Raw genomic sequence first — 12,247 nt, 5'->3', positions numbered from 1 at the left:
CCAGCCTCGGTCAGCGGGCGTAATGTTGTCATCAGGTGGATATGCGGATTGCCGGGATTGTCGTGGTAGACCCAGTCCGCGACCATGCCGTTCGAAAGGACATGTCTTTCGACGAAGTCCCGTACGAACGCGATGTTCTGCTCGGGCGTGAGCTCGAGTGGCAGAGCGATGGTCAGGTCACGGGCGAGCTGTGCATCGGATCGCTTCTCGAACGCCTCGACCTTGTTCCAGAAGGCCTCCGAAGCACCCGAGATCGAGCGGTCGGCGATCAGCGCGCGCACCCAATTCGGGGCATCGGCTGGAAGCGCGAACTCCTCATGCAGCAGTCCCTGCTTGCGGGTATAGTCGAGGGTGCGGGCTTCGCGCTCGTATTCCATTTTCGCGCAATGGCGGTAGGCCGCCGACAGTACCGCGCTACGGCCGTCGCCGCGGCTGACGATGCTGACGGAGAAGTGGGCGATGGCCATGGCGACGAAAGCTCCCTGGTTCGAACTCGGTCCATCGGAGCGGCGGGCCAATCGAGCCCCCTGGCGGAGCCGCAACGCAAGACGTCGTGTCAGCGACGTATAATTGCGCCCTTGGACCCGCTCCTTCGGAACGGCCGGGATCATCCGTCAAAGTGGCGGCTTTGCCGACGTGCAGATCTGCACGTTTCCTTGGATAGGCATACGGGCGAGTTTCGGCGCTGCCGATGCACCGCCAAACGAAAGAGGATGAACGACCGAAATGAAGAAACCCTCGTCGAAAATCAGAGAAGACATCGCGCGGCTCAAAGACCAGCTCAGGCAGGCGGAGGCGCGCGAGGCCGAACGTATCGGCAGGCTCGCGCTAAGGGCGGGTCTCGGCGAAATCGAGATTGATGAAGCCTCACTTCAGACGGCCTTCGAGGATATCGCCAAACGCTTTCGCGGCGGAAAAGAAAATGCAGCCGAGAAAAAGAACGGCGGTGGGGTTGGAGCCGGTAGCGCGGTTGTCGCGTCGCTCGAGACTGGCACTGTTCAGAGCAGCACTCGCGAGGCTTGAGCGGATGCGCCAGATCTCGTCCAGCGAAGCGCGAAGGAAGGATACCCGCGAAAAAATCGAGCTTGGCGGCCTGATCGTGAAGGCTGGCCTGCGATATGAAAAGCGGGCCCTTCTTCTAGGACTGCTCATTGATGCCGCAACACGGATGCAAAACGATGGTTCGGAGCGCGCAAGGCTGATGGCGATCGGCACGGAGGCCTTTCGTGATAACACCCAGTAGGTTCCTCCTAGCTATCGTCCCGGCCGCAATCATGATCGTGGCCACGATTTTCATCCCGGGCATTGAGCTCTGGCTCGCTGCCTTCGGGAAGACCGCCGAGAGCAAGCTGGTTCTCGGCCGCATCGGCCTTGCGCTTCCCTATACGCTTGCCGCCAGCGCCGGACTGATCTGCCTGTTCGCCATCAATGGTGCGATAAACATCAAAACCGCCGGCTGGAGCGCTGTCGTTGGATGCGTAGTGGTCATCCTGATCGCCGTGCTTCGGGAGACGGTTCGGCTCGGCGGCTTTGCCAATCGTGTCCCAGCGGGCCAATCGGTCTTGGCCTATGCCGATCCATCTACGATACTCGGCGCGGTGATAGTCTTCCTTGCCGGCATCTTCTCTTTGCGCGTCGCGATGAAAGGAAACCTCGCCTTTGCGCAGACGATGCCGCGACGCGTTCGCGGACAGCGAGCGGTGCATGGTGAGACCGACTGGATGAGCATGCTGGATGCGACAAAACTCTTTCCGGAGAGCGGCGGTATCGTCATCGGCGAGCGTTACCGCGTTGACCGCGACAGCATTGCGGCCATAACGTTCCGAGCTGAAAATCCGCATAGCTGGGGAGCGGGCGGCAAGTCGCCGTTGCTCTGCTTCGACGGCACGTTCGGATCGTCGCATGGCATTGTCTTTGCCGGCTCTGGCGGCTTCAAGACGACGTCGGTGACGATCCCGACCGCACTTAAATGGGGCGGTGGTCTTGTCGTACTCGACCCGTCGAAAGAGGTCGCGCCGATGGTCATCGAGCATCGACGGAAAGCTGGCCGCAAGGTGATCGTTCTCGACCCAGCAGCGTCCGAGGTTGGCTTCAACGCGCTTGACTGGATCGGGCGCTATGGTGGCACCGATGAAGAGGATATCTCCGCCGTTGCCTCGTGGATCATGAGCGACAGCGGTCGCGCGCCCAATGTGCGTGACGACTTCTTTCGATCCTCGGGACTACAATTGCTCACCGCCATGACAGCCGACATGTGCCTCTCCGGTCATACGGAACGAGAGGAGAGAACGTTGCGACTGGTGCGTGCCAATCTGTCCGAACCGGAACCGAAACTGCGGGCGAGGCTTCGAGACATCTACGACAACTCGGAATCGAATTTTGTGAGGGAAAATGTTGCCGCGTTTGTGAACATGACACCTGAAACGTTTTCAGGGGTCTACGCCAATGTCATTAAGGATACGCACTGGCTTTCCTATCCCAACTATGCCGCGCTGGTGTCCGGTTCAACGTTCTTGACCGACGAGTTGGCCAATGGCCAGACCGACGTCTTCATCAACATCGACTTGATGGCGTTGGAAACCCATTCTGGTCTCGCTCGCGTCATCATCGGCTCGTTCCTGAATGCGATCTATAACCGCGACGGCGCGATGAAGGGACGTACGCTGTTTTTGCTCGATGAGGTGGCCAGACTTGGTTACATGCGGATATTGGAAACCGCGCGCGACGCCGGTCGGAAATACGGCATCACCTTGACAATGATCTTCCAGTCCATAGGCCAGATGCGGGAAGCCTACGGCGGCCGCGATGCGGCAAGCAAATGGTTCGAGAGCGCAAGCTGGATTTCGTTTGCCGCTATCAACGATCCAGACACCGCCGACTACATTTCGAAGCGCTGCGGCGACACCACAGTCGAGGTCGATCAGATGAACCGCTCGACAGGAATGAAAGGATCTTCGCGGTCGCGATCGAAGCAACTGAGCCGCCGACCGTTGATTATGCCACACGAGGTGCTGCGTATGCGCGCAGACGAACAGATCGTGTTCACATCAAGCAATCCGCCGCTTAGATGCGGGCGCGCCATCTGGTTCCGGCGTGACGACATGAAAAGCTGTGTCAGGACGAATCTATTTCATCGAAGCGAAGGTCCTAACATGGATGGCAGCAGAGGTTAGGACCGCCCTCGTCGGGGTCGCGCCAAGCGGCCAGTCCCATAATCGAACCCATCATGGAAATGAATTAGTACACTCTGTCCGATTCAAATGCGTCGCTGGGCAGGTGAATTCCGCCGCGAGTCAGAAGATTCGGAAAGGTTTTGGTTCGGCCGATCACATTGGGGCATTCCCGAAACAGAATTCTCAGTCGGAAAGCCAGCCTTTTGAGAAGGGCCGCCTCCAGCCCTTCTCTCCATATTTCCGATCTACGAGCGGTTGGAAAAAAGCGGGATTACTCGCTGATCTCCTTCTTCCCGCGAAGCGGTCTGCCGTTGCTCTTACGGGCACGAACCCTACTCCAACTGTGCTTGTGAACACGGCAGATGCGCGCGACATGGCGATGTCAGTCGCTTGCGCCTCCGCCTATCCCGTGGCATCGTCATTTCTTGCTCTTCGGGGTTATTCGGCGCGCCCGAGGGAAGGTGATCCCCCGGGCGAAACCGATGCTCAGATCACGCCATCAATCCCATGGAATGACGGCCATCAGGTCCTCGTCGTCCTGACCAGGATAGCGGCCCAAATTCGCATTGAGCCTGCCGTGGCCGGTGCTAATGGAAAGGCTGTAATAGGCACCACCGCTCTGGTTCTTTTTCCGCCAGATCGCACCGATTTCCACCTGCCGGCCCTTTGGAGACTTGGCAAAGAGGCGGTAAGCCGGCGCATCGGGATTGGTGCTGCGGTTTTCCTTCCCCGTGATGTCGAGATCATAAGAGATGGAAGCGATGTTGCCAGTGAGGGTCTTGCTCTCGCCGAAGTGGATAAAGTTTGCGTAGTCGGTCATTGTGTGTCTCCATTGGTTGCGGTTGGTATCCGAAGGGCCAGCCCCTTCGGGCGAAGCCTCCCCGGTCTTTCCCGGGGAATGGCCTCTGACATTCCCCGGGACAGAGTGGGGAGGGCGAAAGCCCGCCCCGCGGCGGCGAACAGGACTGTCAAGCGGCGTGGCGCGGAAGACGGAAAACTTCACGGGTCCGCTTGCGGACAGGCGCGGAAGAAAGACGGCTTCACGGGCCGCTTTACCGGCCTGGGCGGCGATGTCATGGGGCGAACAAATTGGAGTGGCCCTAAACGGGCCCCACCGAAGGTTGCGGCGCAACCGATGGACAAGAAACCGCCGCCGGGAACGGCGGAGACGAAGGAAGATCGGCTGTGTACCACCGGCACAGAGCTCGGACCATTCAACGAGCGGATGCCTTAAACGATCTTAGAAACCTGCATGCCGGGCCAGATGGTCGTTTCCCACTGGCTCCGGAAAACCCTACGGCGCTATGAGGAGGCGCGGGTTTCCTCCGCCTGCTCCGCTCGCCGGCGATGCCGGCTCACTCCGGCCGCGGCGGCGCCGCCCGGCGGCGCTGCGGCTGGAAAACGATTACGGACAGCGCAACGCGCAGACTCATCTCTTTTGATCGCGCCAGCGCGACGTGAAACGAGCACGCGCGCTCCGGAAATGATGAAGAGCATTGGAGAAATCAGCATGGCGCCGGCCGCGGGCCGGGATTTCGGGAATTCTCGACACGCAAAGAGCGGAACAAGGGCAGCCGCAGGAGCGTCAACATAGTGGCCCATCGGGGAGGCGGGATCGACTGCCCCCGCTCTTTGCGTTCCGCTTTCATCGGGCATGGGAGGGAGCGTCGACGGGCGGAGCCGCGCGGGAGGGAGGGAGTCCGAAGCGGCCATTGCAGAAGACGATCAAGGCATGCCGGCCGGCGGCCAGACATGCCCCATCCAGCCCCCGAGAGAACCGGCAGATCGGCTTGCGCAGATTGCGTCTGGCAGCAGGCGATGGCTAACGGCAAGTCTGTAGGCAGTCTGTCCTTCGAGATCATGCCGTCACTGGCGATATCATCGCCCCTCCGCAAGCATGCAAAGCAAAACGGAAGCGACCCCCAGGCTAGCGCTGATGTCGCCGAAGCACCCGTTAATATCCGAACCTATTTTAGGTCGAAGCGGCCAAAGCAGAAGTGTTGACTGAGAACCAAGACCCTGCCCAGGTCAATCGCGAAAGCCCTTTGCCATTCGTCGCGCTCACCAAACAAGCCGCAAGTCTTCGGTTTCAGGCGGCCTCGTCGCCAAAGCCGCGATTTTTTAGGAATTCCGTACTGAAGATCTATGAGTGCCCTGCGATCGCTAAACACCGCACCGGCTTCGCCAGAGGCCGTGTGATTGAGTTGGCAGGATGCCGCAGGCTCCAGAGACATCGGTGGTGAAACAGGCGACCCAACCCACGTGGCGAACTTAACAGTTTCGAAACTGGGCCATAATGCAGGCCGATGAAAACTGCGACCTATAGAGATCGTTGAGGCGAGGCAGCGTCATAGCTGCCGCCGCTGTTCCCGAGGCAGATTCGATTTCCGCCTCGGGGAAGGTTCCAAATACCTTCTATTCTTTCGCGGCCTTATGCAGCTTTCCGCGAGCTTCGGTCAGTAGCGGTAGTAACGGTGATGGTGGTGATGACGATGCTTGTACCAACCGTAATGATGGCCGCGCCAGTAATGGCTTCGGTAGCTCCGATGCGATCCCCAATAGTGAGGCCGATGATGTCGCGGACCATGCCAATGGCGGCGGTAATGGACCGTTTGAACGGATGACTGGACCTCCGGTTTCGTCATGTTCATCATCGGGGCAGCGGATGCAGCACCCGCACCGATCAACAAGCCGACACCCAGAAGCGCTGCAAGTAGACTCTGATAGATTTTCATAGCGAACCTCCATTCGTGTCATCAGCTTGAAACCATACGGCTGAACGCAGCATGAATGTTGTCACAACTACCCTGCAGTAAAATTTTTGACCAGACGCAGCCAATTCGCAAGCCCGCAACAATGGAGATCGATACACTTTCCCGGCGGCATCAATTCATGTTTCAGCACAGCGGCACTCGAGTTGCGGAATTTCCCAGTGCTGTCTCGTTGGAGCGGGGCGGGTTTGGCAGGCAGGATGAGGTTGTCCGATCTCCCTTAGAAATCGCGAGCGCCTGCAAACAGGCAAATCCTTTCGGTGATCGTGCTACGGAGCCCTCTGATTGCGGGACAACACGAACGCACGTCGCTGTAAAAAGATGCATCGAATCAAAAGCATGGCCGCCACGCGAAAAACGGGAAGACAACCGATCAAAATATTTGAAGTTAGATTCGTTTCGGCTGGGAACAATCAATCGGGTGACTCGGTTGTATCGGATTGGTTGTTGGGAGTGCGCGTATCATGGTTGCTCCTCGAGCGAACTGGAAAGGCTTTATCAAATTCGGAGAGGTTGCTTTCCCGGTGGCGCTCTATACCGCGGCCTCCACATCCGAACGCATTGCGTTTCACACGCTCAATCGGGCCACGGGAAACCGCGTCCGCCGGGAATTCATCGATAGCGAAACTGAGGAGCCGGTTGACCGCGAGGACCAAGTCAAAGGTTTCGAGATCGAAGACGGGCGTTATGTCGTCCTTGAACCGGAAGAAGTCGCCGCCGCCATTCCGGATAGTGACAAGACGCTGAGGATCGAAGCTTTCATCCCCTGCGACGAGGTCGACGACATCTATTTTGACAAGCCCTACTATCTTGCTCCCGACAAGATGGGCAGCGAAGCCTTCAAGCTTTTGCGGGACGGCATGAAGAAAGCCAAGGTCGCCGCGATTGCCCGCACAGTCCTCTTCCGTCGCTTACGCACGCTTTTGATCCGCCCACATGACAAAGGTCTGATTGGATCCACCCTAAACTACGATTACGAGGTTCGGTCTTCCGAAAATGCCTTTGATGAAATGCCGGACCTGAAGATCGAAGGTGAGATGCTGGAGCTTGCCACGCACATCATCAATACGAAGAAGGGCGCATTCGATCCGAGCCAGATTGATGATCGATACGAGGCGGCCGTCGCCGAGCTCGTGAAGGCCAAGATCGAGGGCCGCACGCTGCCGAAGAAGAAGGCTCCGCCACCATCGAAAAAGGGCGACCTGCTGCAGGCACTTCGAGAGAGCGCGGGAATGACTGCGCCTGCAAAAGCAAAACGCACGGGCACTGCGAGCAATGCCGGAAAGAGCAAACAGGATGCAAAGCGGGCAGCAATCCCGAAATCCCGCGGCTCTGCTGGTACCCAGCAGCGCCGCGCTGGCTGAGTGAGGCTTAAATGGCGCTCCGCCCCTATTGGAAAGGCTATCTCAAGCTCTCGCTGGTCACCTGCCCTGTACAGATGATGCCAGCGACATCCGAAAACGAGAAGGTGCGTTTCCACACGTTGAATCGTGAGACGCACAATCGCATCGTCAGCCATTACGTCGACGCGGTGACCGGCAAGGCGGTCAACGAAGACGATGAAGTCAAAGGTTATCAACGCGGCGAAGACGAATACGTGATCCTGGAAGACGAGGAACTGGAGAATGTCGCGCTCGAAAGCACCAAGACGATCGACATCGAGGTGTTCGCGCCCCGAGACAGCGTCGAGTGGATCTGGCTCGACACGCCCTACTATCTCTCTCCGGACGATCCGGTCGGAGAGGAAGCCTTCTCCGTGATCCGTGACGCCATGGCGGCCGAGAACATGGTCGGCATTTCGCGATTGGTGATTTCCCGGCGTGAGCGCGCCGTCATGTTGGAGCCACGCGGCAAAGGCATCGTGCTGTGGACGCTGCGCTATGGCGATGAAGTGCGGGATGCGGATCTGTACTTCGAGCGAGTGGACGACGAGCCGGCGGACCAGGAAATGATGCCACTGGTGCTACAACTGATCAAGAAGCAGACGCAACCCTGGAGCCCGAAAATGGCCTCCGACCCGGTCCAGGATAAGCTGCTCGATATTATTGCGGCGAAGAAAAAACAAATGAAGAAGCCAGTGAAGACCAAGCCGAACGCCAAAGATCAGGCGGAGCCAGCGCCGAGCAACGTCATCAACATCATGGACGCTCTCCGCAAATCCGTGGATGCCGAGAATCGGCCCGGCAGGCGTTGAGCCATGATCCGCCGCCATGCCCTCCCCCTCCTCGACACGTCGATGTCATCGCGTCAATCTCGCCCGATCCGCAAACGCGATCCGGATCAGCCCAGCCTGCCGTTCGACCCGATGCCGGAACGGATCGAGCCTTGCCTCGCCCTTTTGAGGCCAACAGTCCCGGTGGGTCCGGATTGGCTCTATGAGGTGAAATGGGACGGCTATCGACTTGCTGTTCATATCGAGCCGGAGGGCGTTCGGATCGTCACACGCGGCGGCCACGACTGGACACATCGATTTCCGGCGATAGCCGAGGCGGCACGCAAGCTGGGTACCACGCGCGCCATCCTGGATGGCGAGGCCGTCGTTCTCAATGGGCAGGGCAGATCGGATTTTGGAGCGCTGCAGCGTTCGCTCGGCGGTCGGGGCGGAAAGCGCATCTCGACGGAAGCCATTCTCTTCGCCTTCGACCTTCTTTACCTCGATGGTCACGACTTCACACGAACCGAGCTGTCAGTGCGCCGTCATTTTCTCGAGGATTTCGTTCCGGCCGGTGGTGAGAGTGCAATTCGGCTGTCGGAGGAACTGGCGCTGGATGGGGAAACCTTGCTCGACCACGCCTGCCAGGTCGGTCTTGAAGGCATCATCGCCAAGCATCGCGATGCGCCCTACCGGGGCGGCCGCACCGGCGACTGGTTGAAGATCAAATGCGTCCAATCCGAAAGCTTCATGATCGTCGGATACGAACAGTCGAAGACTGCGCGCGGCGGCTTGGGAAGTCTGTTGCTTGCCGGCAGGCGTGGATATGACTGGGTGTATGTCGGCTCCGTCGGAACGGGCTTCAGCACGAAGGATGCCGACCATCTCAAGAGGACGCTCGATCGCCTGAAGACGTCGAAGCCGGCGGTGCCGCTCAAGGGGAAGCGCTTCGTGTTTGCGCAACCGACGTTAATTGCGGAGATCGAGTTTCGCGGCTGGACTGACGATGGCAACCTTCGTCACGCCTCTTACAAAGGCCTTCGTGAAATCCAGGACAATGCGGCCGTCTTCGAAATAACCAATGGCAGCGGTTACCCGCCTTGAACCTTGATGGAAGACGACCGGAAGACGACGATCCCGGGGCAAGATCGAATAGCCCCACCTGCTGATGGTCGTGATCCAGACCGGGCTCTCGCACGCTTCCCATTCGACCGCATGACCGTGCAACGGTTCCGCCAGACATTTCCTCGCGCCCGATGGAGCGACCGGCTTCAGGCATGGACGGTACCGGGCAAGACCGCGCGGCGCCGGATTGACCGCTGGCTGGCACGGGAGGCCGCCAGGACTGACATTTTTGCAGAAGACCGCGGACGGGATGCTTACGCCTTCGAGCCGATCCTCAGTCCTTATCTCGAAGTCGAAGCCGAAGGCTTCCGAATTCGGACGCCGTATTCAAAGACCGTCATCGATGAGTTGCGTCAAATCCCTTTCGCGCGATGGGACAGCAACCATCGTGTTTGGCGGGTTCCTTTCGCCTCGTATGATGATCTTCAGCATCGCTGGGAAACCATCGAAAGGGCGGCCAAGCGCAACGAACCCGAGGAGCGCCGAAAGCGGGCCGAGACACGCAGAGGCACTAAGGAAGAACTCTTATCAAAACGCCGCGCAGCCGAGCGCCGCCGCCGGCGCCTGCCCGTTCCTCATGGCGATCTTCCACCGCTTTATCGGCCGATCGCGACCCCTGCCTACGGAATCGTCGTGATCACTGAAATTACCGGGGAGCTGGTGGACCCTATCGGTGTTGCAGATCTTTATGCCGATCTTAATGACGAGCAAGTCTGGTGCCATTGGCGACCGGCAACGCTGGAGGAGCTCATTCGCACATGGCCGGCGAAAGGCCCGGCCGGTGAATATGAGCGGATGCGTGGCTGGTGGCAGCCGACCATCGAGGAGTTGAGAGAGGCGCGACGGTCTGCCCGGTCACGGGAACGACGGCAGGGGCCAACGGCACCTATACTGGAATAATAATACCACCCCGGTGTTCCTCGTTCTCTACCCCAGGCGTCCACATGTCGATGGTGGTCGACGGCGCACTTGTCTCTGTCGGCGATCTCGTGATCTATTTGTCTCATTTGCCATTTTGGGCTCGAAAAGTGGGACACTTGAGCGCTTCTCGTATGCCGCCTTGCGCTCGAATGCATTCGTCCGCATGCGCCGCTTTTCAGCCTTCTCGATGTAGATTTGAGCTGTCTTGAAATTCGTCCATCCGAACAACGCCATTAGCTCAGGAGCTGATGGACCGCTTTCGGCGTATGCGACGGATGCAGCCTTACGCAAGCCGTGGGACGAGCAATGCGGCAAACCCGCCTCCCCACATCAGCGGGAGAAGGCGTTTCCGAAGCTCTCTATAGTATTCTATAGTATAAGGAGTGCCGCGCGCGCTGAGGACATAAGAATCAGTGCCGATCTCCGTCTTTTCCAGCGCATCTATCAGCTCCGGCGTAAGGCGAGCTTCCATTTCCACAGGAAAGCGGTTGTGGCCCTTATAGGCTGTGAAGCGCGTCCAGCGCTCGCCCTCACGCTTGAACTCATTCTTCGGCCCCGATGCGCGCAGCGTCGGAACGGCGTGCACCAATGTTGATCATGACCTCCATCGCGAGGCGCGGCGTGGTGCCAATGGCCCAATGGGCGCGAAACTTGTCGATCTCGTCAGGCGTCCCTGTATGCCGCCCTTTCGCTTGTTGATTGGCTCGATACCAACGGCGGGGTTATGACTGGCAAGCGCCGGCTTCTGAAAGCGGACCATGGCGAAACAAGATGACCATGTTCGATATACAATTAGAGTGCCAAGGCACGTCTATTCAGCGATTGAGGCTGCAGCCGACGTTGCGAACAGATCGGCAAATGCCGAGATAGTCGAGCGCCTTACGTCAGCAGTAGACAGCAGCCGACCGGAAAGGTCGCAACTCGAAGCGCGAATTACAGAGCAAGATAGGACCATTGAGGAGACTTCTTGATGGCGTTTCGAGCGCAGAGGAATGGAAAGCGCTTTGGGAAGCGCAGTACAAAAATAAGAATGACTTCGTCGGCTTGCTTCGGTCGGTTTGCCATCAGATACTAGCTTATGGCGATGGCGTGCCCGCGAATCTCTCTGAATTTGCGGAGAACATACTGGAGTCGCCAAACGTCGAAAAAGTAGATTAAATCCCTTCATCAGATCGCGAAAGTTCGACTAATTGCAAGATTATAGCATATTCGCTATATAGCACTTGTGAGATGGACGGTCGAAACACGATGCCGCTGATGCTGAGATCGAGGCATTGCCTCCCGGCCTTCAGGCGCGGTTGATCCGCCTCATTGGAAGCGGTCGAGAATGTCGGCCTTGAACAATTGCGTGAACCGCATGTGAAGCATCTGGAAGGCAAGCTTTGGGAGCTACGCGCCAAAGCCGCCGAGGGGATCGCCCGTGGCATCTACGTGACCGTTACAGGCCGTCGCGTCATCGTACTGCATGTTTTCATGAAGAAGTCGCAGAAGACGCCACTGGCGGCACTGATGATTGCCAGAGAGCGAATGAACGAGGTGAAACCATGACCAAGATTGCCGAACTGAAAAAGAAGCTGATGAGCAGTCCCGAATTCCGGCAGGAGTACGAGAAGGCGGATGCAGAATTTCAGCTTGTCGAAGCGCTTATCCGCGCTCGGACGAAGGCGAATCTTTCACAGGCAGAGCTTGCCCGCCGTATCGGCACCACCCAATCGGCCATCGCGCGGCTGGAAGGCGGCGGCGTATCGCCTTCACTGAATACCTTACGGCGCTACGCCGAGGCCACCGGTTCGAAGTTGGAAATAAATTTGATCCATCCATAGGCATTCACACCGTATTGGGAGGATGCTTCATCATCTTGAAAATGAGAGCTGATTGACGCGGCAAGCGTGGAATGGACGGAGGTCAATCGTTAGCACGGCAAATGATTATTCTCCCACATAATAGCGTTATCTTGTGGGCTCAAGATGAAAGTGCAGAGAGCAAAGATCTCGAGGCGGCTCAGAGGGAAATCGCCTGGCTCAGGAAAGAGATCATGGACCTGCGCGAGCAATTGGCGGGTATTGGGAGTAGGACGGAGGAACGTCCGTCGCAGGGACCACACC

15 protein-coding genes are annotated in these 12,247 nt (G+C 58.2%); 10 read left to right on the top strand and 5 right to left on the bottom strand.

What is annotated here, in order from left to right; all coding sequences use genetic code 11:
* A partial coding sequence (locus HGP16_RS26555; protein ID WP_168842963.1) for a MobA/MobL family protein occupies positions 1-467 on the bottom strand: 467 nt, incomplete at its 3' end.
* 259 nt (positions 468-726) lie between these two features.
* On the opposite strand from HGP16_RS26555, the gene traC reads away from it, so the two are divergent.
* Genes traC through traG form a run of 3 tightly spaced genes read left to right on the top strand, consistent with a single transcriptional unit; the run spans position 727 to position 3,173 of the window.
* Positions 727-1,023 carry a conjugal transfer protein TraC gene (gene traC, locus HGP16_RS26550; protein ID WP_168842949.1) on the top strand — a complete coding sequence of 99 codons (297 nt, stop codon included), beginning with the start codon at positions 727-729 and terminating at the stop codon, positions 1,021-1,023.
* Positions 1,024-1,027: 4 nt separating this feature from the next.
* The gene (traD, locus tag HGP16_RS26545) at positions 1,028-1,243 is read left to right on the top strand and encodes a type IV conjugative transfer system coupling protein TraD (protein ID WP_168842948.1); all 216 of its coding nucleotides are present in this window, start codon (positions 1,028-1,030) and stop codon (positions 1,241-1,243) included.
* On the top strand, positions 1,230-3,173 hold the full coding sequence (gene traG, locus HGP16_RS26540; RefSeq protein WP_168842962.1) for a Ti-type conjugative transfer system protein TraG: 1,944 nt from the start codon (positions 1,230-1,232) through the stop codon (positions 3,171-3,173). Before traD ends, traG begins: the two co-directional genes overlap by 14 nt.
* Before the next feature lie 499 nt (positions 3,174-3,672).
* Here traG and HGP16_RS26535 read toward each other — a convergent pair whose 3' ends face one another.
* The gene (locus HGP16_RS26535; protein ID WP_168842947.1) at positions 3,673-3,993 is read right to left on the bottom strand and encodes a DUF736 domain-containing protein; all 321 of its coding nucleotides are present in this window, start codon (positions 3,991-3,993) and stop codon (positions 3,673-3,675) included.
* Between the two features lie 1,636 nt (positions 3,994-5,629).
* Complete coding sequence (locus HGP16_RS26530) at positions 5,630-5,908, bottom strand: hypothetical protein (RefSeq protein WP_168842946.1); 279 nt, start codon at positions 5,906-5,908, stop codon at positions 5,630-5,632.
* A 500-nt stretch (positions 5,909-6,408) separates the two neighbouring features.
* Here HGP16_RS26530 and HGP16_RS26525 point away from each other — a divergent pair, with 500 nt between their 5' ends.
* The 4 genes from HGP16_RS26525 to HGP16_RS26510 are packed head-to-tail and all read left to right on the top strand — an operon-like array spanning position 6,409 to position 10,121.
* Positions 6,409-7,308, top strand: coding sequence for a Ku protein (locus tag HGP16_RS26525; RefSeq protein ID WP_168842945.1), 900 nt, complete (start codon positions 6,409-6,411; stop codon positions 7,306-7,308).
* A gap of 11 nt (positions 7,309-7,319) precedes the next feature.
* Positions 7,320-8,138 carry a Ku protein gene (locus HGP16_RS26520; protein WP_168842944.1) on the top strand — a complete coding sequence of 273 codons (819 nt, stop codon included), beginning with the start codon at positions 7,320-7,322 and terminating at the stop codon, positions 8,136-8,138.
* A 3-nt stretch (positions 8,139-8,141) separates the two neighbouring features.
* A complete protein-coding gene (gene ligD, locus HGP16_RS26515; RefSeq protein ID WP_168842943.1) occupies positions 8,142-9,200 on the top strand; it encodes a non-homologous end-joining DNA ligase in 1,059 nt (352 codons plus the stop codon).
* Between the two features lie 6 nt (positions 9,201-9,206).
* Positions 9,207-10,121 carry a hypothetical protein gene (locus HGP16_RS26510; RefSeq protein WP_205927565.1) on the top strand — a complete coding sequence of 305 codons (915 nt, stop codon included), beginning with the start codon at positions 9,207-9,209 and terminating at the stop codon, positions 10,119-10,121.
* Between the two features lie 27 nt (positions 10,122-10,148).
* On the opposite strand, the gene HGP16_RS34760 is transcribed toward HGP16_RS26510, so the two are convergent.
* Both HGP16_RS34760 and HGP16_RS26500 read right to left on the bottom strand, forming a co-directional pair.
* Positions 10,149-10,433, bottom strand: coding sequence for a hypothetical protein (locus HGP16_RS34760; RefSeq protein ID WP_168842942.1), 285 nt, complete (start codon positions 10,431-10,433; stop codon positions 10,149-10,151).
* Positions 10,426-10,731: a hypothetical protein gene (locus HGP16_RS26500; RefSeq protein WP_168842941.1), complete on the bottom strand. Its 306-nt coding sequence runs from the start codon at positions 10,729-10,731 to the stop codon at positions 10,426-10,428. The genes HGP16_RS34760 and HGP16_RS26500 overlap by 8 nt, the downstream gene beginning before the upstream one ends.
* Positions 10,732-10,900: 169 nt before the next feature.
* On the opposite strand from HGP16_RS26500, the gene HGP16_RS34755 reads away from it, so the two are divergent.
* From HGP16_RS34755 to HGP16_RS26485, 3 genes are all read left to right on the top strand, one after another.
* A complete protein-coding gene (locus HGP16_RS34755; RefSeq protein WP_168842940.1) occupies positions 10,901-11,113 on the top strand; it encodes an Arc family DNA-binding protein in 213 nt (70 codons plus the stop codon).
* A 340-nt stretch (positions 11,114-11,453) separates the two neighbouring features.
* Entirely contained in the window at positions 11,454-11,690 is a 237-nt protein-coding gene (locus HGP16_RS26490) for a type II toxin-antitoxin system RelE/ParE family toxin (RefSeq protein WP_246705594.1), read from the top strand.
* On the top strand, positions 11,687-11,965 hold the full coding sequence (locus tag HGP16_RS26485) for a helix-turn-helix domain-containing protein (protein ID WP_168842939.1): 279 nt from the start codon (positions 11,687-11,689) through the stop codon (positions 11,963-11,965). Before HGP16_RS26490 ends, HGP16_RS26485 begins: the two co-directional genes overlap by 4 nt.
* Positions 11,966-12,247: the final 282 nt, after the last annotated feature.

The organism is Rhizobium sp. P40RR-XXII, from assembly GCF_012641405.1.
Lineage (GTDB): Bacteria > Pseudomonadota > Alphaproteobacteria > Rhizobiales > Rhizobiaceae > Rhizobium.
The sequence above is the reverse complement of the archived record's forward strand: the minus strand, read 5'-3'. Positions and strand labels throughout refer to the sequence as shown.

Bases quoted from the DNA above. Each gene is read 5' to 3' on its own strand.
- HGP16_RS26535 (WP_168842947.1), bottom strand. From the start codon at position 3,993: ATGACCGACTACGCAAACTTTATCCACTTCGGCGAGAGCAAGACCCTC.
- ligD (WP_168842943.1), top strand. From the start codon at position 8,142: ATGATCCGCCGCCATGCCCTCCCCCTCCTCGACACGTCGATGTCATCG.
- HGP16_RS26530 (WP_168842946.1), bottom strand. From the start codon at position 5,908: ATGAAAATCTATCAGAGTCTACTTGCAGCGCTTCTGGGTGTCGGCTTG.
- HGP16_RS34755 (WP_168842940.1), top strand. From the start codon at position 10,901: ATGGCGAAACAAGATGACCATGTTCGATATACAATTAGAGTGCCAAGG.
- HGP16_RS26485 (WP_168842939.1), top strand. From the start codon at position 11,687: ATGACCAAGATTGCCGAACTGAAAAAGAAGCTGATGAGCAGTCCCGAA.
- traC (WP_168842949.1), top strand. From the start codon at position 727: ATGAAGAAACCCTCGTCGAAAATCAGAGAAGACATCGCGCGGCTCAAA.
- HGP16_RS26510 (WP_205927565.1), top strand. From the start codon at position 9,207: ATGGAAGACGACCGGAAGACGACGATCCCGGGGCAAGATCGAATAGCC.
- HGP16_RS26525 (WP_168842945.1), top strand. From the start codon at position 6,409: ATGGTTGCTCCTCGAGCGAACTGGAAAGGCTTTATCAAATTCGGAGAG.
- traD (WP_168842948.1), top strand. From the start codon at position 1,028: ATGCGCCAGATCTCGTCCAGCGAAGCGCGAAGGAAGGATACCCGCGAA.
- HGP16_RS26520 (WP_168842944.1), top strand. From the start codon at position 7,320: ATGGCGCTCCGCCCCTATTGGAAAGGCTATCTCAAGCTCTCGCTGGTC.